This window comes from Phenylobacterium sp. T106, assembly GCF_057219735.1.
Genome location: NZ_JBXVWA010000008.1, coordinates 182044 through 204677, shown reverse-complemented (window position 1 = coordinate 204677; position 22634 = coordinate 182044). Strand labels below are relative to the sequence as shown.

Genomic DNA, 22634 nt, shown 5'->3' with positions numbered 1-22634 from the left:
ACGGGATGCGGCGGCGGGAGGTGCTGATGGGACTGGCGGCGACGGGCGCGGCGGGCGGCGCGGGGGCCGCGGCGCGGCCCCTGAACGTCATCGTCGTGCTGACGGACGACCTTGGCTGGGGCGACCTCGGTTCGTACGGCTCGAAGCTGATCCGGACGCCCAACCTCGACCGCATGGCGCGCCAGGGCGTGCGGATGACCGACTTCTACGCCAGCGCCAACATCTGCACGCCGTCGCGCGCCGGCCTGCTGACGGGCCGCTATCCGATCCGCAGCGGGCTCGCGCACGAGGTCATCCAGCCCCCGGACACCCACGGCCTCAAGACCTCCGAGACGACGCTGGCCAAGGCGCTCAAGCCCGACTACGCTACCGCGCTCATCGGCAAGTGGCACCTGGGGCACGCGGCCCCGTCGTGGCCGCCGACGAACCACGGCTTCGACCTGTTCTCCGGGCTGCCCTACAGCCACGACATGAAGCCCCTGGCCTACTACGAAGGCGAGGCCGGCGGCGACCTCGCCAAGGAAGACGAGGTGGACCTCCCGCGCCTCACCGAGCGGTTCTTCGCCCGCAGCCGCCGCTTCATCGAGGACAATCGCGACCGGCCGTTCTTCCTGCTGCTGGCGCTGACCGCGCCGCATCTCGAGCTCCTGCCGCATCCGGACCACAAGGGCCGCTCGCGGGCCGCGGCCTATGGCGACGTGGTCGAGGAAGTCGACGCCGAGATGGGCCGGCTGCTCGAGCACCTGAAGACGCTGTCGCTCGACCGCCAGACGCTGGTGATCTTCACCTCCGACAACGGCCCGTGGTTCGAGGGGTCGGCCGGCCCGATGCGCGACCGCAAGGGCGGCGCCTCGTGGGACGGCGGCTACCGCGTGCCCTTCGTCGCCTGGGCGCCGGGCCGCCTGCCGGCCGGCCGCGTGATCCGCGAGATCGCCATGAACATCGACATCCTGCCGACGGTGCTGGCCATGGCGGGCCGGCCGCTTCCGGCCGTCGAGCTGGACGGCCGCGACCTGACCCCGACCCTCACCCAGGGCGCCGCCAGTCCCCACGACACCCTGCTCATGTTCAACAACGAGCAGCTGGCCGCGATCCGCACCGATCGCTGGAAGTACGTGGTGCGCAGCTACTACCGCCGGCTCGACCTGCCGTGGACCGACCGCTACGGGCCGATGCTCTTCGACGTGCGCGCCGACCCCGCCGAGGCCTACAACCTGGCCAGCCTGCACCCCGACGTGGTCGCCGACCTCAAGGGCCGCTTCGACCGCGCCAAGGCCGCCTTCGAACCCCTGGGCACACGGTACAAGCCCCCCGCCTGAGGCCGGACGGCGCCTGTCAGGGATGAGCCGACGCGCCGCCGTCGCCCAGGATGATGAAGGGCGCCCAGAAGCGCGGGTGCAGGCGGGCGGGGTCGGGCGGCGCGGCGAGGTAGGCGCGCTGCGCCCGGGCCAGGGCCTCGGCGGGTCCGGGCGCGTCGGCGGCCGCCAGCCGCGCGAAAAGGTCCGCCGTCACGACGGCGCCGGTCTCGGAGTTCACCGGCCACAGCGTCCCCATGGTGCTCCGCACGCCCGCCTGGGCGAAGGCGGAGCTCAGGGCCGGCAGGTCCTGCGCGATGCGGGTCAGCCGCAGGTTCGCGGTGTTGCAGGCCGACAGGGCCACGAAGTCGGCCGGCAGCTCGAGATCGGCGATCTCGGAGGCCGTGAGGAACCCGTCGTCGCCGCGCTCGGCGGACGGCGTCAGCACCAGCGCGGGCTCGGCGACGCCCTCGACCTCGCCCCGCATGAGGCCGTGGGTGGCGAACGAGATCAGCCGCGCGCCGGGCGCCAGGGCGGCCCGCACGCGGCCTTCGGTGGCGTCGGAGCCGGTCAGCACCAACGCGCCGGGAAACGGCCGCGCCGAGGCCGCCAGCTCGGCCGCGGTCTCGGGCAACGGGCCGAGGCCCGCCCGACGGACCGCCGCCGCGCCCGGACCGTCCAGCACGGGATCGCCGACGCCGAGGAAGGCGCGGCGCGGCGCCGGAAGCCGCCCCGTTCGCGCCGCCACCAGCGCGCTGGCCGACCCCGCATAGCTCACCGCATGCGCCCGCACGAACCAGTCGGCCGCCGCCAGGTCCCAGCCTTCGCCCCGGCGAGGCGGCGGCTCGCGCAGCAGGGCCGCCAGCGGCAGTCCGCCGACGCTCACCAGCGGAGACAGCCAGACCACGCGGTCGCCGCGCCGCAGGCAGGGCTCGAACGGCCGCAGGAAGACGTCGTACAGGCGCACGGCCGCCGAGACGGGAAACTGGCTGTCGGCGATCGGGTCGGGGGCGTGCGTCGCCGAAAGCGCCGCCTCGAGCAGCCGCGCGTCCAGGGTCACGCGGCGGGTGTCGGGGCGGGCTGCGACCACGGTCATCCCCTCGCGGCGCACGCAGGCGTAGAGCAGCTCGCCGCCGACCGGCGCGTAGGCCAGCGCCGCCTCGCCGGGCGCGAGCACGCGGCGCACCGCCTGCAGGGCGACGAGGCTGGCGCCCGAGCCGGCCAGGCCCGCGCGCGCGAGATCTCGTTCGGCGGTGTCGAGCCGCGCGTTCAGCGCCGCCAGCTCGGCCAGCAGCGCCGCATCGAAGGCGAAGCGCGTGTCCTGCGGCCCGGACCGTCCTCGGCGGATCATCGCCGCGACGGCGTCCTGTTCCAGCCGGTCGCGCCGCGCCCGCAGGCGCAGCACCTCGTGCGCGGTCCGCCGCTGGGCGCCGTCGCGGGCCGAGGCCAGCAGGGTCATGGCGTCGGCCTCGAAGCCCGGCCCCGCCCGGCCCGCCAGCTGGAGGAGGGCGAAGGTGGTCTCGGGATCGCCGCCGTCCCGCGCGGCGGGGATCAGAGACAGGCCGATCAGGAGCCGGTCCAGGACGCCGGGCCGGTACCAGGAGCCGGGCGGCCGGGCCGCCGAGGCGGCGGCGCGCACGTACGCGCCCAGGCGGCCGATCGCGCGGTTCTTCTCCGCGCCCGGTCCCTGCGCCAGGGCCGCCCCCGCCGCGCGGTAGGCCGCCCGGGCCTCGCGGTCCCCGCTCTCGGGCCGGAAGCCCAGCGGGCCGGCCAGGGCCGCGGCCGCCACCGGATCGGGCCGCCCCGCCTTCTGCGCCGCGAGCGCGCGGGCGAGCAGGTAGTCGACCTCCTCGCGGCTCGCCGGCGTCCGGCCCGGCGACTCGTAGGCGGCCGCGAGCGGATGCCCGGCCAGGGCGCGGACGCCGCAGTCCGGCCCGTCGCGGCACAGCGCCGCCTTCAGGCTGGTCGCCCAGCCGGCGAAGGCCGCGTGGACGTCCGGGTCGAGCTCCATGCCCGCCAGCGCCGCCAGGACCGCCTCGGCCTCGCGCGCGGCCCCATCGCCGTCGTCGACCGCTTCGAGCAGGCGCCCGGCGGTCATGTGGAAGCGCGCCGCGTCCGGCGTCCGCGCCGGCAGGGCGGCCTGCAGGAAGGGCGCGCTCGCCGAATAGAGCCCGTACGCCCGCTCGTAGGCCCCCAGCTCCACGAGGACCGCCAGGGCGTCCGCCAGGGCTGTCGCCACCTCGTACGAGGCGCTGCCCGGCGCCGTGACCGAGCCCGCTAGGGCCAGCACCTCGCCCACCGCCCGGCCCGCCTCGTCGCGGGCGCCGGCGGCCAGCAGGATTTCGGCCCGCAACGCCCGGCGGCGCAGGTGGACCCGCCCCGCCGCGGGGGTATCAGCGTTCCATGCGGGGTCCGCCGTCGCCTGGGCGAGCGCTTCGGGCGAGCCGATCGCCAGCCGCGCGGCGTTCACGTGGTCGTCGACCTCCAGGGCCTGCAGCGCCAGGCGGGCCGGGTCGTCCGAGCGCGAGGCCGTGACCGCGTCCACATAGGCCTGAGTCCGCTCGGCGAGGCATGCGGCCGATCGCATCCGCCGGCAGATCTCCAGCAGCGTCGCCAGCGCCCGCGCCCGCAGCGCCGGATCGTCCGGCGCACGCTCGGCCACCGCGGCGAGCTGCGCCCGCGCCTGGAGACCGCGGCCCTCGAAGTACAGCGCCACGGCCGCCCGGATCTGCGCGTCGGGCGACGCTGTCTGCGCGACCGCAACCCCGGCGAGAAAGAGGCTTGCCGCCGCGGCGGCCACGGCTACGCTTCGCGGCCAGACTGCGGAGGGGAGGCCCAAGCCCATGAAATGGCTCCGAATCGCGGCCCTCGCGGCCAGCTTGGCCGTGGCATCATATGCCCAGGCGGCGCCGCCGGAAGCCTACCTGGGCCGGCCGGCCGCCGACGGGAAGGGCGCCCGCAGGCCCGTGGACCCGGCCGCGGCGCCTTCCGCCGCCGCGGGCTCGGCGGCCCGCCAGCAGGGGGCGGCGGTCAAGCGGTACGACCAGACGCTGCGGGGCGTGAGGCCCGACGGGCAGGCGGTCACGCGCGGCGCCGCGGAGACGCGCGTCTACCAGCAGGCCTCGCCGTCCGTCGTGCTGGTGGTGACGCCCGCCGGAACGGGCTCGGGCGTGGTGGTCGGCGCGGACGGCCGGATCGTGACGAACCTGCACGTCGCCGGCGACTTCGAAACGGTGGGCGTCATCTTCAAGCCGGCTCAGGAAGGGGCTTCGATCGAGAAGGCGGAGATCCACAAGGCCCGGGTCGTCCGGCGCGACGAACTGGCCGACCTGGCGCTGCTGAAGGTGGACGCCCTTCCGGCGGGCGTCGGTCCGCTGGCGCTCGGCGGCCTCGACACCGTCAGCATCGGCGCCGACGTCCACGCCATCGGCCATCCCACGGGAGAGGCCTGGACCTACACGCGCGGGATCGTCAGCCAGGTGCGCCGCGACTACGCCTGGACCGCCCAGGGCGACCGCTTCGAGCACAAGGCCGCCGTCATCCAGACGCAGACGCCGATCAACCCCGGCAACTCCGGCGGCCCGTTGCTGAACGAGAAGCTGGAGGTCATCGGCATCAACAGCTTCAAGGCGGACGGCGAGGGCCTGAACTTCGCGGTGTCGGCCGACGACGTGAAGGCGCTCCTGGGCCGTACGGCCGATCGGACCGCGACCACGCGCTCCAACGCGCCGGGCGGCGTCTGCAAGGAGGTCGAAGTCGCCAGCCGTCAGACGACGGACCCTGTGGGCACCGAGTACCTGATCGACTCCGACTGCGACGACGTGGGCGACTACTCGGTGCTGATCCCCAAGTCGAAGCGCGATCCGGTCCTCACGATCGTGGACAGCGACGGCGACCGCGAGACCGACACCGTTCTCGTGGACCGCAACCATGACGGCTCGCCCGAGATCGGCCTCTACGACACCGACGGCGACGGCAAGCCCGACCTTCAGGGGACGTTCCGCAAGGGCGAGGACGAGCCGTACCGCTGGGAGAAGATCACGAACTGAGTCCCACAGTGCCGGCCGCTCGCCCCCTCCACCACTCGCTCTTCGGCTGCGCCTCGGCGAGCGGTCCCCCTCCCGCCGCTTCGCGGGGGAGGTAAGGCGTTCGCAATGGGTCGTTTGCGCTCTGTCCCTCTCCCCGCCTTCGACCGCTATCCGGGCTGACCCCTTGCCTCCCCCGTCGCGGTAGCGACGGCGGGAGGTGAAGGGGCGACCGCCGAGCCAACAAAGGCCGGTCGTTCCGCAGTGCCGGCCGCTCGCCCCCTCCACCCCTCGCTCTTCGGCTGCGCCTCGGCGAGCGGTCCCCCTCCCGCCGCTTCGCGGGGGAGGTAAGAGGCCAGCAACGGACGTTTGCGCTCTGTCCCTCCACGCGCCTTCGACCGCTATTCGGGCTGACCCCTTACCTCCCCCGTCGCGGCCGCGACGGCGGGAGGGGGACCGCCCGCCGAGGCCGGCGCGAGCCGGCCGGAGAGCGGGGGGTGGAGGGGGCGAGCCTCATCCGCTGAGCCACAGAGGCCGGCCGTGCCGCAATGCCGGCCGCCACCGGTCGCTCTTCCCCCTCCCGCCGCTTCGCGGGGGAGGTCAGGCAATACCTAGCCTCTGCGGCGGCGGCCTGCGGCCGCTTCGGCGGCCAGTTCGCGCAGGGCGGCGTTGGCGATGGTGAGCTTGGCGAAGGTCCAGTCGGCGCCGCCGGCCTCGATCTCCTCCACGGTGCGGGTGGCCGCCCCTGCGAGGTCGCGGCGCAGCGCGGCCCAGGCGCGGACGGCGTCGCGCGCCGCGCCGGCGTCGTCGCCGGCCTGGGCGCTGCCGGTGAAGGCCATGATCGCGCGGGTGAGCTGGGCCTGCTCGGCCAGCAGGTCCTCGATCAGCCGGCGCAGCGCCGTCCGCTCGAAGATGTCCCCCGCCCGGAAGGCGCCCGCCGCCGAGCGCACCCGGTCGAAGGCGAAGGCCTCGTCCACCGCGTAGTAGAGCCGCGCCACGTTGGCGAGCGGCCAGCTGGACGCCTCGGCCAGGTCCACCAGGTCGGCGGCGTTGGTGAGCGGGCCTAGCACGGCGGCCGCCATGGCCGCCTCAGCCGGCGCGCCGGCGTCCACCAGCTGCCGGCGGCGCAGCGCCACGCCCGCCTGCTCGGCCGGCGACAGGATCTCGGGCATCAGGCCGTGCAGGCTGCGGAAGCCGGGCGCATAGCGGGCCGTCAGTTCGGCCACGTCCATCTGCTCGCGGCCCGCCCGGCGCGCCAGCCAGAAGGTCGCGCCCCGCAGCGCCGCCGAGAGCCGGCGGAAGAGCTGCAGCTGCGCGGCGGCGGGGATCTTCAGGTCCAGCGCCTCGACGCCGGCCCACAGGGGCTCGAAATCCAGCGCCTGCTTCGCCGCCTCGTACCCGGCGGTGAACGCCACCACGTCGCAGCCCGCGGAGTTCATGATCCGCGACGGGAAGCTGGGGCCGCAACGGTTGATCATGTCGTTGGCGACCACCGTGGCGATGATCTCGCGCCGCAGCCGGTGCTGCAGGATCGCGCCCTCATGCTTGCGCAGCAGCTTGGGGAAGTAGGCCAGCAGCCGCGCCTCGAAGAACGGATCGTCCGGCGCCCGGCTGGCGACCATCTCGCGCTTCAGCTCCAGCTTGCCGTACGCCAGCAGCACGGCCAGCTCGGGCCGCGACAGCCCCCGCCCGGCCTTGAGGCGTTCGGCGATGGCGAGCGGGTCCGGCAGGCCCTCCACCGCGCGGTCGAGGCGGCCGGCGTGCTCCAGCTCGTTCATGAACCGCGCGTGCGGCGCGAGCTCGCCCACGGAGTCCAGCTCCAGCAGCGAGAGCGCGAGCGTCTGGTCGTAGTTGTGCTCCAGGACGTGGGCGGCCACGTCGTCGGTCATCTTCGGCAGCAGCGCGTTGCGCGCCTTGCGGGTCAGCTTGCCCTGCCGTTCCAGGATGCCGGTGGTGATCTTGATGTTCACCTCGTGGTCCGAGGAGTCGACGCCGGCCGAGTTGTCGATGGCGTCGGTCTCGACCCGGCCGCCGGCTTCCGCGAACTCAATACGGCCCGCCTGGGTGAGGCCCAGGTTCGCGCCCTCGCCGACCACCTTCACCCGCAGGTCCGCGCCGTTGACGCGCACGGCGTCGTTGGCCTTGTCGCCCACGTCGGCGTTGGATTCGGACTTCGCCTTCACATAGGTGCCGATGCCGCCCAGGTAGAGCAGCTCGGCGGGCGCCTTCAGGATCAGGTTGATGACCTCGTTGGGCGACAGCGCCTCGGCGGTGACGCCCAGCAGGGCGCGCGCCTCGGGCGTCAGCTGGATCGACTTCAGCGACCGCGAGAAGACGCCGCCGCCCTTGCTGATCGCCTTGCGGTCGTAGTCGGCCCAAGACGAGCGGGGCAGGGCGAACATGCGCTCGCGCTCGGCGTAGCTTGTGGCGGGGTCCGGATCGGGGTCGAGGAAGATGTCGCGGTGGTCGAAGGCCGCCAGCAGCCGGATCTGGCGGCTCAGCAGCATGCCGTTGCCGAACACGTCCCCCGACATGTCGCCGCAGCCGACCACGGTGAAGGGCTCCGACTGGATGTCCTTCCCCATCTCGCGGAAGTGGCGTTTCACCGCCTCCCAGGCGCCGCGGGCGGTGATGCCCATGGCCTTGTGGTCGTAGCCGACCGAGCCGCCGCTGGCGAAGGCGTCGCCCAGCCAGAAGCCGTAGTCCTCGGCCACGCCGTTGGCGATGTCGGAGAAGGTGGCGGTGCCCTTGTCGGCCGCCACCACCAGGTAGGGGTCGTCCTCGTCGTGCACGACCACGCCGGCCGGCGGGATCACCTTGCCGGCGGCGTCGAGGTTGTCGGTGAGGTCGAGCAGGCCCGACAGGAAGGTCCTGTAGGCGTCGATGGCCTCGGCGCGCACGGCCTCGGGCGGACCCTTGGGCAGCTGCTTCGGATAGAACCCGCCCTTGGACCCGACGGGGACGATCACCGCGTTCTTCACCTGCTGGGCCTTCACCAGGCCCAGCACCTCGGTGCGGAAGTCGTCGCGGCGGTCGCTCCAGCGCAGGCCGCCGCGCGCCACGGGCCCGAACCGCAGGTGCACGCCCTCGACCTGCGTCGACCAGACGAAGATCTCGCGGAAGGGCTTGGGCGCCGGCAGGTCCGCCAGGGCCCCCGAGGCGACCTTGAACGAGATGTAGGGCTTGGGCGCGCCGTCCGCGCCGCGCTGGTAGAAGTTGGTGCGCTGGATCGCGCCCACCAGCAGGGCCAGGCGGCGCAGCACGCGGTCGTCGTCCAGGCTCTCGACGAGCTGCAGCGCCTCGACGATCTCCTCCATGACGGCGCCGGCCTGCGCGCGGCGCGCCTCCACGTCGGCGGCGATCGCCGGGTCGAACTTGATGCGGAAGAGGTCGAGGATCAGCCGCGCCACGCCGGGATGGTTCGAGAGCGCCTGCTCCTGGACGCGCTGCGAGGGGTCCAGGCCCGACTGCTGGCGATAGCGCGCCAGCGCCCGCATCAGGGCCGCGTCGCGCCACGGGATCGAAAGCTCCATGACGAGGCGGTTGAAGCCGTCGTTCTCGGTGCGGCCCGTCCAGACGGCGACCACCGCGTCCTCGAAGGCGTCCTTCACCTCGGAGAAGACCAGGTTGGCGCCGCGGGGGTCCTCGATCTCGAAGTCGTGGACCCAGACCGGCTCGCGCCCCTGCGGCGTCAGCCTGAACCCGGCCTCGGCCATGGCCTTGAGGCCCATGCTCTCCAGGATGGGGAGCACGTCGGCCAGCGGCGCAGGCTCGCCGCGGCGGTAGAGCTTGACCCGGAACTGCAGCGGACCGTCGTCGGGCGTGCGGTAGGCGCGCGCGCAGATGGCGGCCCCGGCGCCGAAGCCCTCGATGACGTCGACGTCCTCCAGCGCCTGGCCGGCGTCGAACCGGTCGCGGTAGCCGGCGGGGAACGCCTCGCCGTAGCGCGCGGAGAGCGCGGCGATCGCGTCGCCGTCGCGGCCCGAGCCCCGCAGCGCCGCGCCGAAGCGGTCCTCCCAGGTGCGCGCCGCCTCGGCGATCTCGGCCTCGACCTGGCGCAGGTCGGGGGTCCGGTGCAGGCCGGGCGTGAAGCCGATGATGAAGTGCACGCGCGCCAGCGGGCTGTCGCTGAACGCCGGATAGTAGGCCGACAGGCGTCCGCCGTAGGCCGCGGCCAGGATCTCGCCCGCGCGCCGCCGCAGGTCGGAATCGTAGCGGTCGCGGGGCACGAACAGCAGCACCGAGGCGAACCGGTCGAAGGGATCGCGGCGCTCGAACAGCCTCACCCGCGGGCGGTCGGCGAGGTGCAGGACGCCCAGCGCGATCCCGAGCAGCTCGTCCTCCGAGACCTGGAAGAGCTCGTCGCGCGGGTGGTTCTCGACGATGTTCTTCAGGCGCTTCTCGTTGTAGCTGCCCGGCGTGGCGCCGGCGCGCTGCAGCACGCGGGCGACCTTCTCGCGCACCAGGGGCACGGCCCCGGCCGGCTGGTCGTAGGCTTCGGCGGTGAAGAGGCCCACGAAGCGGACCTCGCCCCACGGCCGGCCGTCGTCGCCGTACCGCTTGATCCCCACGTAATCCATGTAGCCGCGGCGATGGACGCGGCTCTTCACGTTGGACTTGGCGATGGTGAGCGCCGGGTCGCGGACGATCCGGTCCTTCATCGCCTTCATCAGCACCGCCGGCTCGTTGGCGCGCCGCAGCACCGTGCGCTCGGGGTCGCGGAGCACGCCCAGCCCGTCCTTGGCCTGGTAGAGCGGCTCCTCGGCCGCGTACTCGCCGCTCTTCAGCCGCGGATACTCGTAGACGCGGGCGCCGAGGAACACGAAGTGCTCGGCCGACAGCCACTTCAGGAAGTCGACCTCGTCGGGGCGCGCCTTGCCGGACGCCGCCAGCTCGTCGATGGTCCGCCCCATCAGCCCCAGCATCTCTGGGAAGTCCTCGACGGCGGCGCGCACGTCGGACAGCGTGGCCTTCACGCCCTCCAGCAGGGCCTTCTCGCGGCCCGGGCCGGCGTCCTCGATCAGCACCTGGATCATGGACTCGCGGCGCGGGGCGCCGCTCTCGCCGCGCACGCCCGTCCGGTCGCGCTGGACCGTCACGATGGGGTGGATCATGGCCCGGACCGACAGCCCCTGGTCGGCGATCTCGCCCATGATGCTGTCCACGAGGAACGGCGCGTCGTCCTGCACGACCTCCAGCCGTTCGAGGTCGGCGCCCAGGGCGGCGCTGAGGCGGACCTGCGGGGCCCGTCCGCGGCGCTTCTCGCCGTAGCGCCACAGCTCGGCGAGGTTCCGGGCGAGGTCGGGCAGGGAGAGCTCGGGCAGTTCCTCGGGCAGGGCGTCGGCGGCCGCCTGGGCGACGAAGGCTTTCTCGGCGGGGTTGGCGGCGCCGCCCAGTTCAGCGCGCAGCGCCCGGGCGAGGGCGGCGCCGGGCTTGGAGGATCCGCTGGGGGCGGGGGCGCGGCTCATGACGCCGCCCCCACCCACGCGAGAACGCCGCCGGAGGAGAGAATCCGGCGGCGTATGGCTCCGCCGTGGGGGACCAGCGGAGCGCTGGGTGCTCGCTGCGCCCGTGGGGTTGGGAAACGGACGCACCCGCCGGACGGACGCGCCGTCCGACAGGCCTCAGATAGGAATTGGGCGGCCACAGTTTAAGTCCCGGATTCGTTTTTCGGCGGGGAGGTCTTCTTGGCGCGGCCGCGTGCGGGCCTGGCGGGCCCTTCGTCGGGCGTCGACCTGGGGTGCGCGTGCCGGAGCTCGCCGGGATCGCCGTCGGCGGACAGCAGCACGGCCAGCCAGCGGGTCCCGTGGAACTGCACCAGCACCACCATCAGCACGGTGGTCAGCGGCGTGGAGAGGAACGCCCCCGGCAGGCCCCAGACGATGCTCCAGAACGCCAGCGCCAGCAGCAGGACGATCGGGTCCATGTTGAGGCTGCGGCCCTGCATGCGGGGCTGCACGACGTTGCCCACGAACATGCCGATGGTCTGCAGCACCACCGCCAGCACGGCGGCCTGCCAGATGCCGTCGAACTGGACGAGGGCGAAGATCGGCGGCAGCGCGACGGCCACGATGCCGCCGACCACCGGGATGTACGAGGCGATGAAGATCAGGATCGCCCAGAACAGCGCGTTGTCGAGGCCGACGGCCATCATGGCGACCCACGAACCGACGGCGATCATCAGGCCCGTGACGGTCTGCACCCACAGGTACTGCTCGACGCCGTTGCGGATCCGCAGGAAGGCCGCCACGGCCTCCTGCCGCTGCTCGCGGTGCTCGAACAGGCCCACCGCCTTGCGCTCCCAGCCGCGCCGCGAGGCGAGGATGAAGCCCAGGTAGACCAGGACGAAGGCGGCTGTGGACACGAAGGTCTGCAGACCCCGCGCAATCTGGCCCAAGTGGCTCGCGGGATCGGCGCGCTGGATCAGCTCGACGATGGTGGGCGGCACGTCCACGCCCATCATGCCGGCCACGCGGGCGATGAGGCCGTTCAGCTTCGGCTGGTAGGTGACCAGCTGGCCCGCGAACGCCGTGGCGTTGTCGGCGATGAAGAACGCGGCGCCGCCGAAGATCACCACCGAGAGCACGATGGCGAGCGGCATGGCGGCGCGGCGCGAGACCCCCGGCATCCGGTTCTCGAGCACGCGCGCGAAGCCGTCGATCATGAGCGCGAGGAAGAGCGCGAGCGCGAGGGGCGTCAGGATGTCGGCCAGGAGGTACAGCACCACGCCGCCGGCGATGGTGGCCAGGATCACCAGCGCGTTGCGCGAGACGGGGTCGGCGGCGACCTGGGCTCTGGGGGCGGGCATGCGCGCTTTCGGAAGGCCTCAGCGAATGTCGGCGTGGGGCGGCTCGCCGTCAAATCGGGCTCGCTCTACCCCTGTTCCCGCTGGAAGGGGAGCAAATTTGCCTGCCGGACGACATCTTCCGGCAAGGACGGCCGCGGAACCGCGGTGATTCGGGACGTTGGATGCGGCTCTTGAACCGGCGGCGGAAAACCCCGATGGACACAGGCGGGCCGAAGCTCGGGCTTCGGGTGCGGCGAACGGCCAAGGCAGCTGGGGAGTCACCATGAGCGACGGCGTCCTGATCGGGTTCTCGGGCCAGCCCGAGAAGCTGCTGCTTCACCGCGCCAACCGCCACGGCCTGGTGGCCGGGGCCACCGGCACCGGCAAGACCGTGACGCTGCAGGCGCTGGCGCAGGGCCTCTCCGACGCGGGCGTCCCGGTGTTCGCCGCGGACGTGAAGGGCGACCTCTCGGGCATCGCCGCGGCCGGGACGCCGAACGAGAAGATGCTCGAGCGGGCCCGGGCCATGAACCTGGAGCTGCGGCCCGACGCGGCCCCGGTGGTCTTCTGGGACCTCTTCGGCGAGGCCGGTCACCCGGTCCGCGCGACGGTCTCGGAGATGGGGCCGCTCCTGGTGTCGCGGATGCTCGAGCTCAACGACGTGCAGGAGGGCGTGCTCACGGTGGTGTTCCGCGCCGCCGACGAAGAGGGCCTGCTGCTCCTCGACCTGAAGGACCTGCAGGCGGCGCTGACCTACGCCGCCGACAACGCCAAGACCCTCTCGGCCCGCTTCGGCAACATCTCGCCCGCCACCATCGCCACCATCCAGCGCAAGCTGCTGGTGCTGGAGACCCAGGGCGGGACCAACCTGTTCGGCGAGCCGGCGCTGCAGCTCTCGGACCTGATGCGCACCGACTCCAGCGGGCGCGGCTACGTCAACATCCTGGCGGCGGACAAGCTCATCGCCGCGCCCAAGCTCTACGCCACCTTCCTGCTGTGGCTGATGTCCGAGCTGTTCGAGGAGCTGCCCGAGGTGGGCGACCCCGACAAGCCGCGCCTGGCCTTCTTCTTCGACGAGGCGCACCTCCTCTTCCGCGACGCGCCCAAGGCGCTGCTGGAGAAGGTGGAGCAGGTCGTGCGCCTGATCCGCTCGAAGGGCGTCGGCGTCTACTTCGTCACCCAGAACCCGGCCGACATCCCCGAGACCGTGCTGGGCCAGCTCGGCAACCGCATCCAGCACGCCCTGCGCGCCTACACGCCCGTGGAGCAGCGCGGCCTGCGCGCCGCCGCCGACAGCTTCCGGCCGAACCCGGCCTTCGACACGGCCGAGGCCATCCAGGGGCTGGGCGTGGGCGAGGCGCTGGTGTCGGTCCTCGACGAGAAGGGCGCGCCCACGGTGGTGCAGAAGACCCTGATCCGGCCGCCGGCCTCGCGCCTCGGACCCCTGACTCCGCCCGAGCGGGCCGCGGTGATGGGCGCGAGCCCCGTCCGCGGGATCTACGACCAGGCGCTGGACCGCGAGTCCGCCTACGAGATGCTGCAGAAGCAGGCCGCCGCCGAACCCGACCTGCAGCCCGAGCCCCGCGGCCGCGCCGCGTCGGCGGACGGGGACGATCGGCCCGAGCCGCGCCGCCGCTCCGAGGCCCAGTCCATGGCCGAGGCGTTCGGCAAGTCGCTGCTGCGCAGCGTCGGCAGCCAGATCGGGCGCGAACTCATGCGCGGCGTCCTGGGCGGCCTCACCGGCGGCAGCCGCCGGCGGCGCCGGTACTGAGGGCGTCGCCGGAAGCCGTTTGCCGCCGCCGCTGAACGAAAAGAGCCCCCGCGTCGCGGGGGCTCTCGTGAATCCAAGCGGCGTGGCGCTTAGCGGGGCGCCATGCGGATGGCGCCGTCGAGACGGACGTCTTCGCCGTTGAAGTAGCTGTTGGTGATCATCTCCAGCGCCAGCGAGGCGTAGTCCTCGGCGTTGCCGAGGCGCTTCGGGAACGGCACCGAGGCGGCCAGAGCCTCCTTCACCTGCGGCGGCGCCGCGTTCATCAGCGGGGTGTTGAAGATGCCGGGCAGGATGGTGTTCACTCGGATGCCGTCGCCGGCCAGGTCGCGGGCGATGGGCAGGGTCATGCCGACCACGCCGCCCTTCGACGCCGAGTAGGCCGCCTGGCCCATCTGGCCGTCCTCGGCCGCCACGCTGGCAGTGTTGACGATGGCGCCGCGCTCGCCGCCCTCCAGAGGCTCCAGGTCCAGCATGCCCTTCGCCGACTTGGCGATGCAGCGGAAGGTGCCGACCAGGTTGATCTGGATGATCCAGTTGAACGCATCCAGCGGGAAGTGCTTCGTCTCGCCCGTGGCCTTGTCGCGGCTGGCGGTCTTGATGGCGTTGCCGGTGCCGGCGCAGTTCACCAGGATCCGCTCCTGGCCGTGCGCCTCGCGCGCCTTGGCGAAGGCGGCGTCCACCTCCTCCTCGGACGTCACGTTGCACTTGCAGAAGACGCCGCCGATCTCCTTGGCGACCGCCTCGCCCTTCTGCTCGTTCATGTCGAAGATGGCGACCTTCACGCCCTTGGCCGCCAGGCGACGCGCGGTCGCCTCGCCGAGGCCCGACGCGCCGCCGGTGATGACCGCCGCGACGGATGAATTGAGTTCCATGGAACGCCCGCTCCCATATGATGGCGTGAGTAAAACCGGCGAAGCCTTACCCCCATGAGCCGCGGCGAAAAAGTCTCACCCGACGTCACCTTCGACGCCAGCCAGGTGATTTCGAAGGACCGGGCCCTGGTCCCCAGCGTCATGCGCGTGAACGAGCAGCGCGTGGCCAAGGGCTTCTGGCCCAAGATCGCCCGGGTGGCCGCGCACATCCCGTTCGCCCGCGACGCGCTCAGCGTCTGGTACTGCGCCAAGGACGACGACACGCCCATCGCGGCCAAGGGGATGATGCTGGCGGCGCTCGCCTACTTCGTCCTGCCGGTCGACGCGATCCCCGACCTGATCGCCGGCCTGGGCTATACCGACGACGCCGCCGTGTTCGCCGCGCTCATGGCCGTGATCGGCCGCAACCTGAAGCCGAAGCACAAGGACGCCGCGGCGCGGGACATCGAGCGGCTGCGGGGCGACTAGCGCTCGCCCTCGGGCTCGGCGCTCAGCCGCGCCGAGCGGGCCAGCTGCTGTTCGCGCAGGGTGATGAAGAGGGTCGAGGCGACCACGACCGCGGCGCCGGCGAGCGTCCACACGGTCGGGATCTCGTTGAACATCAGGAAGCCGATGGCGGCGGCGAAGACGAGGCGGGTGTAGTCGATCGGCGCCATCGCGGCGGCGTCGCCGAGCTGCATCCCCTTGATGTAGCAGGCCTGGTTGGCGGTCGCGATCGCGCCCATGGCGCACAGCAGGGCCAGATCCATCGGCTCGGGCCAGCGCCAGGTCAGCACCGCGCCCGGGATCGCCAGCACCAGCCCGAGCACCGCCGACCAGACCAGGATCACCGTCGTGGAGTGGTCCCGGGTGAGCACCTTCATGCCCGTGACCGTGAAGGCGAACAGCAGCGACGCCGCCAGCATGGCCAGCGCCGGGAGCCCCACGGCGAACTCGCCGCCGGCGCCGGGCCGCACCATCAGGAGCACGCCTGCGAAGCCCACCACCGCCGCGCCGATCCGCAAGGGCCCCACGGACTCCTTCACCACGATGGCGGCCAGCGGCACGAGCCACAGCGTGCGGGTGAACGACAGCGCGTTGGCGTCGGCCAGCGGCATCTCCTGGAAGGCGTAGAAGCTGAGGATCATCCCCACCGTGCCGGTCAGGGAGCGGAAGATCATGATGCCGGGCCGCGTGGTGGCGAACGCCGCGCTGCGGTGGCGGATGATCAACGGCAGCAGAACGACCATGCCGGCCGCCTGGCGGTAGAAGGTCTGCAGGGCCGCCGGGTAGTCGTCGCCCAGGAACTTGATGAGCGTCGTCATCGCCGAGAACGTCAGCGCCGAGAGCAGCATCCAGAGCGCGCCCTGGAGGTTCGAACTGCTGGGTCTCGGAGCCGCGCCGGCCATGCCCGCGGCGGGTCAGGGGTTCGCGCGCGCAGGCGCGGCGTCGGCTGTCGCGGGCGGGTTGTCGCGCGCGACGCGGGCCGGCTTGGGCGCCGTATGCGGATCGGTCCTTGCCGCGGGCGGCGGGGCCACGTTCACCCGCCGGGACAGGCGCTCGGGCTTCATGGGCAGCGCCGTCGGGGGCGGCGGCGCGGAGGCCGCAGGCCCGGAGGCTTCGACCCGTGCGGGTTTCGCGCACGCCGCGCCGGCCGCGCCGGCCAGCGCGATCACGGCGGCCAAGACCACGGCCACGCGCCGGTCCCCGGCCTGCCCCCGCATCGTGTCCGCGCGCCTGATCATCGGCGACCATCGGTAAGGGCGCGCGCCGCTGGCCGCAAGTTTCCCCGCCGTCCGCCGCGAAGGGCCTTGGCCTGCGGCCGCGCCCCGGCCAGCGTCGGCGCCACGGGATCAGAGGGTGTGCGCACATGCCGGACCGGCGGACCATCATCGGCGGGATGCTCGCGGCGGCCGGGGCGGGCCCGGCGGCCGCCCAGCCGGCCCCGACCGGCGAGGCGCTGGCGGCCAGGCTGGTGGAGGCCATGGGCGGCGCGGCCACCTGGCGCGCGGCGCGCGGCCTGCGGATCGCCGCCGTCCACTTCGAGCCGCAGCTTCCGGGCGCCTACGACAACGTGCTGGCGATCGCCCTGGACGCGCCGCGCATGCGCTTCGAGGGCCGCAGCGCCTGGGGCATGCGGCGCGTCCGGGCCGTGGTGGGCGACCGCGGCTGGCGGGTCAGCGAGGTGTCGCCGCTGGGTCCCATGACGCCCGCGCAGGTGAAGGGCGACCTCGACTGGTGGGAGGCCCATCCCTACCGGAACGTCCGCCGCCTGGCGGTGGCCGACCCCGGCGTGCGGCCCCGTCTTGGCGAAGGGGGCCGGCTGGAACTGGTCCGGCCCGACGGGACGCAGCTGATGTGGTACCGCCTGAACGAGGGCGGCGAACCCTACGCGTTCGGCGTGGGCGAGTCCGTCGCCGGCGTGGTGCTGGGTCCGCTGGAGCCGGTCCCGGGCGGGGTGCGGCTCCCGATCTGGTCGACGCGGATGGACGGCGCGTTCCGCGCCAGCGGCCAGAAGGGGCAGGTCTTCCCCGACTGGCCGCAGGTGGACTGGGAGAAGCCCTAGCTAGACGGTCACCACCACCTTGCCCATGGCCTTGCGGCTGGCGAGGTGGGCGATGGCCTCAGAGGCGCGCGACAGCGGGAAGCGCTCGGAGACGTGCGGCTTGATCTTGCCGTCGACGTACATCTGCATCAGCTCGGCGACGCTCTCCTGGTGCCGCTTCGGATTGCGGCTCACCCACGAGCCCCAGAAGACGCCCACGATCTGGCAGCCCTTCAGCAGGGCCAGGTTCAGCGGGATCTTCGGGATCTCGCCGGCGGCGAAGCCCACCACCAGGTACTTGCCCTCCCAGGCGATCGAACGCAGCGCCGGCTCGGCGTAGGCGTCGCCGATGGCGTCGTAGATCACGTCGGCGCCGTCCGGGCCGCAGGCGTCCTTGAACAGGGCCGCCAGCGCCTTCTGGCCGTCGCGGTCGAACGGGCCCTTGGGATAGACCACGCCCGAGGCCGCGCCGCGCGACAGGCAGAGGTCCACCTTCTCCTGGCTGGAGGCCGCGGCGATCACACGGGCGCCCATGGCCTTGCCCAGCTCGACGGCCGCCAGGCCGACGCCGCCCGCGGCGCCCAGCACCAGCAGCGACTGGCCGGGCTGCAGGTCGGCGCGGTCCTTCAGCGCGTGCCAGCTCGTGCCATAGGTCATGATGAAGGCGGCCGCGTCGTCGAAGGGCATCGAGTCCGGGATCTTCACCAGGCGGTGCGCCTCGAGCGCCAGCTCCTCGGCCATGCCGCCCCAGCCGGTGTTGCCCAGCACGCGGTCGCCCGGCTTCACATGCGTGACGCCCTCGCCCACAGACTTCACGATCCCCGAGATCTCGCCGCCGGGCGCGAACGGGCGCTCGGGCTTGAACTGGTACTTGTCCTCGATGATCAGCACGTCGGGGAAGTTCACGCCCACGGCCTTCACCTCGACCACCGCCTGGCCGGGCTTGGCCACGGGCGAGGGCACGTCCTCCAGCACCAGGGTCTCCGGCCCGCCGACGGCCTTGCTGAGCAGCGCTTTCATGGACGTTCTCCCGAATGTGTGGCGCGACCCTAGCCGGGCCGAACGGATGTTTGAAGCCATCCGCAACGTCAGGGATTTGGTGACCGAAGCGGGCTCCCCTATATTCGCCGCCTCTCCGGAAGGACCGACCCTTGGGCGTGACCCTCGACCTCAGCCGCGCGGCCGCGGCGCCGCTCGCGCCGAAGGCGCCGAACCTGACGGGGCTGTCCCGCCGGGAACTCGCCGCTGCGCTCGTCGACGCGGGCGCCGTGCCGGCCGAGAAGGCGAAGATGCGCGCGAGCCAGGTCTGGCGCTGGATCCACCATTACGGCGTCACCGACTTCGAGCGGATGACCGACATCGCCAAGGAGCAGCGCGCCCGCCTCGCCGAGGCCTTCACGCTGGCGCGGCCCGAGGTGGTCGAGCGGCAGGTGTCCAAGGACGGCACCCGCAAGTGGCTGATCCGCATGGCCCCGGGCGTCGAGGTCGAGACCGTCTACATCCCCGACGTCGGCCGCGCCGGCGCGCTGTGCGTCTCCAGCCAGGTGGGCTGCACGCTCAACTGCACCTTCTGCCACACCGGCACCCAGCCCCTGGTCCGAAACCTCACCGCCGCCGAGATCGTGGCCCAGGTGCAGGTGGCCCGGGACGACCTAGGCGAATGGCCGAGCCCCAAGGAGGACCGCCGGCTCTCGAACATCGTGTTCATGGGCATGGGCGAGCCGCTCTACAATCTCGACAGCGTAGCCCAGGCCATCGACATCATCGCCGACCACGAAGGCATCGCGATCTCGCGCCGGCGGATCACCGTCTCGACGTCGGGCGTCGTCCCGCAGCTGGCCGAACTGGGCGAGAAGACCCAGGCCATGCTGGCGATCAGCCTGCACGCCACCAACGACGCGCTGCGCGAGAAGCTGGTGCCGCTCAACAGGAAGTACCCGATCGCCGAGCTCATGGCCGCGATCCGCGCCTACCCGGGCCTCTCCAACGCCAAGCGGGTGACGTTCGAGTACGTGATGCTGAAGGGCGTCAACGACAGCCCGGCCGACGCCAAGGCCCTGGTGAAGCTGCTGGCCGGCATCCCGGCCAAGATCAACCTGATCCCGTTCAACCCCTGGCCGGGGACCGAGTATGAGTGCTCGTCCTGGTCCACGATCGAGGCCTTCGCCGCGATCCTGAACCGCGCGGGCTACGCCTCTCCCATCCGCACGCCGCGCGGCCGCGACATCCTCGCCGCCTGCGGCCAGCTCAAGAGCGAGAGCGAGAAGCTGCGCGCCAGCGCGCGCCGCAAGGCCGCAGCGGGCGCAGACCCCGCCTAGGCCCTCTACGGCTCAGACTCGACGCGATTTCAACAGCTTCCGACGTCCGGCGAATGCCGGGACCCAGATCCACGTGCGAGATCGTGGTGGGAGGGGCTCCCAATCTACGGAACCCGCATCTGAGCCATTCCATCGGGATCCCGGCTTTCGCCGGGATGACCGGGTCTTGGACGGTACGCCCCCCTACACCCCGCACGTCACGCGTCCTTCGGCGTCGATCGGCCACGCCGGGTTCCAGGCGATTTCCCAGGCATGGTCGTCCGGATCGGCCACATAGCCCCGGAAGCCGCCGTGCGGCGGGGCGTCGGCCTGGCGCAGGACCGTCCCGCCCGCCCTGGCGAGGCGGTCGATCAGCGGCTGCACCTCGGCCTGCGCGCCGACGTTGTGGGCCAGGGCGTAGGCGCCCGGCCGACTGAGACCGCTGCGCTGCATGTCCGCCTCGAGGCCCGGCTGCAGCCACAGCCCCAGCATGAGGCCGTTCATCTGGAAGAAGACGATCTCGTCGTTCTCGAACACCGGGGCCCAGCCGAAGCCGTCGGCATAGAAGCGCCGGGCGCGCGCGAGATCGACGACGCCCAGGGTGATGACGGATATCTGCTGCTGCATGGTCACGCGCTCCGTTCCGGGAGGAAACGCGAACCCGTTTCGGATCAGGACGCGCTCAGGCTCATTCCGCGCACCCCCGTCCAGACGGCTCCTTCCGAACGGGTGAGGCCTAGCTCCTGCCGACAAGCTCCGCGACGGCGGCCGCCACCTGGGTGACGTCGTAGGGCTTGCGGATGACCGGCGCCTCGAAGCCGCCGGGCGCGCCGCCCACCTCGCCGTAGCCCGTGGCGAAGACGAACGGCACGCCGCGCTGGCGCAGCACCTCGGCCACCGGCGTCACCGAGCGGCCGTTGAGGTTGGCGTCGAGGACGGCGGCGTCGATCTGGCGGTCGAGCAGCGCCATCGCCTCCTCGAGCTCGTAGGCGGGCCCCACGACCTCGGCCCCCGCCTCGGACAGGCCGGTCTCCAGTTCGAGCGCCAGGAGCACGGCGTCCTCCACGATCAGCACCCGCGCGCCCTTCAGGCTGGCCGGGCCCCGCGAGGTCGGCACCGTTTCGGTGACGCGCTGGGACGGCGACTCGGGCACGACCTCCGGCCGCTCGGCCACGGCCTGCGGGCCGGCCTGCAGCCTGACCTTCACGCCGGCCGGCGGATACTCGACCGCCACGTCCCCGTTGAGCTCGCGCCCGGTGACCTGTTCCAGCAGCGTGGATCCGAAGCCGCGGCGGGCGGGCGGCTGGACGGTCGGCCCCCCGGTCTCGGTCCAGGTCAGCTCGAAGCCGCCGGCCCGGCGCTCCCGCCACGCCAGGTGGACGTGGCCGGTCTCGGTCGACAGCGCGCCGTACTTCACCGCATTGGTCGCCAGCTCGTGCAGCGCCAGGGAGAGCGCGTTCGCCGCCCGGGGCGTCAGGAAGAGCTCGGGACCGGCCCAGCTGGTCTGGCCCGGCGCGATCGCGCCCAGCTCGGCGGCGGCCAGGTGGTCGATGGCGGCGCCCCGCCAGCGCGCCGCCGTGAGCAGCTCGTTGGCGCTCGCCATGGCCTTGAGGCGGCCGGAGAAGGTCGTGACGAAGGCCTCCAGCGACGTCGTGCGCTTGGCGGTCTGCTGGGAGAGCGCCTGGACCGCCGCCAGCACGTTCTTCACGCGATGGTCCAGCTCGGCCATGAGCTGGAGGCGCTGGTCCTCCTCCAGTCGCCACTGGGTGACGTCCTCCACCACGCCGGTGACGCAGCGGATCCGGCCCTCCTCGCGGACGACCACGCCGGCCATGTGGAGCCAGATGATCCGCCCGTCGTCGGGCCGGATGAACCGGTAGCGGGAATCGAAGTGGTCGCCGGCCTGGAACGCCGCGTCGCGCGTGGCGCGGAAGGCCGCCAGGTCCTCCGGGTGGACATGGGGCTCGACGAAGATCCCGATGCGGCTCGCCTCGCTTTCACCGGCGGGCAGGCCGGTGATCGCGGCCATGCGCGGGCTCACCACGACGCGGCCGCCGGCGATGTCCCATTCGAACTCCCCGAGACCGGCGGCCTGGAGCGCGAGCTCGAGGCGCTCCCGATCGGCGCTGCGTGCCGCATCACGAGTCATCGCGCCAAGATAGGTAAATGTCGTCCGTCGCTCCACCCAGAGGCGCAATCTTTCGCGTGCTCTGAACCTTTGCGAGCAGGCGCCTTTGCGGCCGGGGCCGGACGTCCTATGTTGCAGCGCAGCCAAGGCTCAGCTTCCGGAGACGAAACATGCCCCCCAAGGCCGGCCAACTGACGACCGACGAGGCCTCCGCGGCCGCCAACGACACTGCCGCCCGCATCAGCGCCGACGCCCAGAAGGCGATCGCCGACGCCGTGAAGCGGATCGAAGGCGCCGTCCAGCAGGGCCTGGAGCAGCTGCGGGCGCAGAGCCGCGTCTACGCGGATGTCGCCGGCGAGCAGCTCGATGAGGCGGCGCGCGCCGCCAGCGAGCAGATCCGCGCCCGGCCGCTGGCCGCCACGGGCGCCGCCCTGGGCGTCGGCGTGCTGATCGGCCTCCTGCTGGCGTCCGCCTCGCGGCGTTGAACAAGCTCTTCGAACTCCTGGACCTGCGGCGGGTGCTGGCGCTCGCCGCCGCCGTCTCCGCCGTGGCCGTCGCGGCCGGCGTGGTCGTCGTCGCCGCCGCCTATGGCGTGTTCGCCCTGGCGCGGATCTGGCTGATCCCGGCAGGCGCGGCGGCGGTCACCGCCGCCCTGTTCGCCGCCGTCGCCGTGACGGTCGCCTGGATCGCGGCGAGACCGGTGACGCCTCCGAAGCGCAAGGCCGTCGCCGTGGAGGACGAGCAGGCCGGCCTCGTGGACCGCGTGATTTTGCTGGCGCGCGAGCGGCCGCTCATCGCGCTGGGCGCCGTCGCGGCTGCGGCCGTGGTCCTGGTGCGAAATCCCGCGGTGATCAGCGCCATCGTCACCGCCTTCATGGCGGGCGGGGCGACCCGGCCCGAGAAGTAACCGCCGCGCGCGCCCGCGCCGCGATGGA

17 protein-coding genes are annotated in these 22634 nt (G+C 72.9%); 9 read left to right on the top strand and 8 right to left on the bottom strand.

Annotation, left to right across the window (positions count from 1 at the left end):
- Positions 1-26 precede the first annotated feature (26 nt).
- Positions 27-1319 carry a sulfatase family protein gene (locus AC2D8W_RS18015; RefSeq protein ID WP_484672672.1) on the top strand — a complete coding sequence of 431 codons (1293 nt, stop codon included), beginning with the start codon at positions 27-29 and terminating at the stop codon, positions 1317-1319.
- 16 nt (positions 1320-1335) lie between these two features.
- Here the strand turns inward: AC2D8W_RS18015 and AC2D8W_RS18010 are convergent, their stop codons facing one another.
- Entirely contained in the window at positions 1336-4095 is a 2760-nt protein-coding gene (locus AC2D8W_RS18010) for a CHAT domain-containing protein (RefSeq protein ID WP_484672671.1), read from the bottom strand.
- A gap of 43 nt (positions 4096-4138) precedes the next feature.
- Here AC2D8W_RS18010 and AC2D8W_RS18005 point away from each other — a divergent pair, with 43 nt between their 5' ends.
- Entirely contained in the window at positions 4139-5344 is a 1206-nt protein-coding gene (locus AC2D8W_RS18005) for a S1C family serine protease (protein WP_484672670.1), read from the top strand.
- A 587-nt stretch (positions 5345-5931) separates the two neighbouring features.
- On the opposite strand, the gene AC2D8W_RS18000 is transcribed toward AC2D8W_RS18005, so the two are convergent.
- Both AC2D8W_RS18000 and AC2D8W_RS17995 read right to left on the bottom strand, forming a co-directional pair.
- The gene (locus AC2D8W_RS18000) at positions 5932-10788 is read right to left on the bottom strand and encodes an NAD-glutamate dehydrogenase (protein WP_484672669.1); all 4857 of its coding nucleotides are present in this window, start codon (positions 10786-10788) and stop codon (positions 5932-5934) included.
- A gap of 182 nt (positions 10789-10970) precedes the next feature.
- Positions 10971-12128, bottom strand: coding sequence for an AI-2E family transporter (locus AC2D8W_RS17995; protein WP_484672668.1), 1158 nt, complete (start codon positions 12126-12128; stop codon positions 10971-10973).
- 262 nt (positions 12129-12390) lie between these two features.
- Between AC2D8W_RS17995 and AC2D8W_RS17990 the strand changes: the two genes are divergently transcribed.
- Complete coding sequence (locus AC2D8W_RS17990; protein WP_484672667.1) at positions 12391-13878, top strand: helicase HerA-like domain-containing protein; 1488 nt, start codon at positions 12391-12393, stop codon at positions 13876-13878.
- Between the two features lie 89 nt (positions 13879-13967).
- On the opposite strand, the gene AC2D8W_RS17985 is transcribed toward AC2D8W_RS17990, so the two are convergent.
- Positions 13968-14750 (bottom strand): SDR family NAD(P)-dependent oxidoreductase, encoded by a 783-nt coding sequence (locus AC2D8W_RS17985; RefSeq protein WP_293479599.1) that lies wholly within the window; start codon positions 14748-14750, stop codon positions 13968-13970.
- A gap of 54 nt (positions 14751-14804) precedes the next feature.
- On the opposite strand from AC2D8W_RS17985, the gene AC2D8W_RS17980 reads away from it, so the two are divergent.
- Positions 14805-15218 (top strand): YkvA family protein, encoded by a 414-nt coding sequence (locus AC2D8W_RS17980; RefSeq protein WP_293479600.1) that lies wholly within the window; start codon positions 14805-14807, stop codon positions 15216-15218.
- Here AC2D8W_RS17980 and AC2D8W_RS17975 read toward each other — a convergent pair.
- Positions 15215-16084, bottom strand: a complete 870-nt coding sequence (locus AC2D8W_RS17975) for a DMT family transporter (protein WP_484672666.1) — start codon at positions 16082-16084, stop codon at positions 15215-15217. The genes AC2D8W_RS17980 and AC2D8W_RS17975 overlap by 4 nt on opposite strands.
- On the opposite strand from AC2D8W_RS17975, the gene AC2D8W_RS17970 reads away from it, so the two are divergent.
- Positions 16041-16490, top strand: coding sequence for a hypothetical protein (locus AC2D8W_RS17970; protein ID WP_484672705.1), 450 nt, complete (start codon positions 16041-16043; stop codon positions 16488-16490). The genes AC2D8W_RS17975 and AC2D8W_RS17970 overlap by 44 nt on opposite strands.
- Positions 16491-16599: 109 nt before the next feature.
- The gene (locus tag AC2D8W_RS17965; protein ID WP_484672665.1) at positions 16600-17295 is read left to right on the top strand and encodes a hypothetical protein; all 696 of its coding nucleotides are present in this window, start codon (positions 16600-16602) and stop codon (positions 17293-17295) included.
- On the opposite strand, the gene AC2D8W_RS17960 is transcribed toward AC2D8W_RS17965, so the two are convergent.
- On the bottom strand, positions 17296-18294 hold the full coding sequence (locus AC2D8W_RS17960) for an NADPH:quinone oxidoreductase family protein (RefSeq protein WP_293479604.1): 999 nt from the start codon (positions 18292-18294) through the stop codon (positions 17296-17298).
- Positions 18295-18425: 131 nt separating this feature from the next.
- Between AC2D8W_RS17960 and rlmN the strand changes: the two genes are divergently transcribed.
- Positions 18426-19592, top strand: coding sequence for a dual-specificity RNA methyltransferase RlmN (rlmN, locus tag AC2D8W_RS17955; protein ID WP_484672664.1), 1167 nt, complete (start codon positions 18426-18428; stop codon positions 19590-19592).
- Positions 19593-19775: 183 nt separating this feature from the next.
- On the opposite strand, the gene AC2D8W_RS17950 is transcribed toward rlmN, so the two are convergent.
- Entirely contained in the window at positions 19776-20198 is a 423-nt protein-coding gene (locus AC2D8W_RS17950) for a VOC family protein (RefSeq protein ID WP_484672663.1), read from the bottom strand.
- Positions 20199-20307: 109 nt separating this feature from the next.
- Positions 20308-21720, bottom strand: coding sequence for an HWE histidine kinase domain-containing protein (locus tag AC2D8W_RS17945; RefSeq protein ID WP_484672662.1), 1413 nt, complete (start codon positions 21718-21720; stop codon positions 20308-20310).
- A gap of 149 nt (positions 21721-21869) precedes the next feature.
- Between AC2D8W_RS17945 and AC2D8W_RS17940 the strand changes: the two genes are divergently transcribed.
- Positions 21870-22184, top strand: a complete 315-nt coding sequence (locus AC2D8W_RS17940; RefSeq protein WP_293481984.1) for a glycine zipper domain-containing protein — start codon at positions 21870-21872, stop codon at positions 22182-22184.
- Positions 22181-22606, top strand: coding sequence for a hypothetical protein (locus tag AC2D8W_RS17935; protein WP_484672661.1), 426 nt, complete (start codon positions 22181-22183; stop codon positions 22604-22606). Before AC2D8W_RS17940 ends, AC2D8W_RS17935 begins: the two co-directional genes overlap by 4 nt.
- Positions 22607-22634 lie beyond the last annotated feature (28 nt).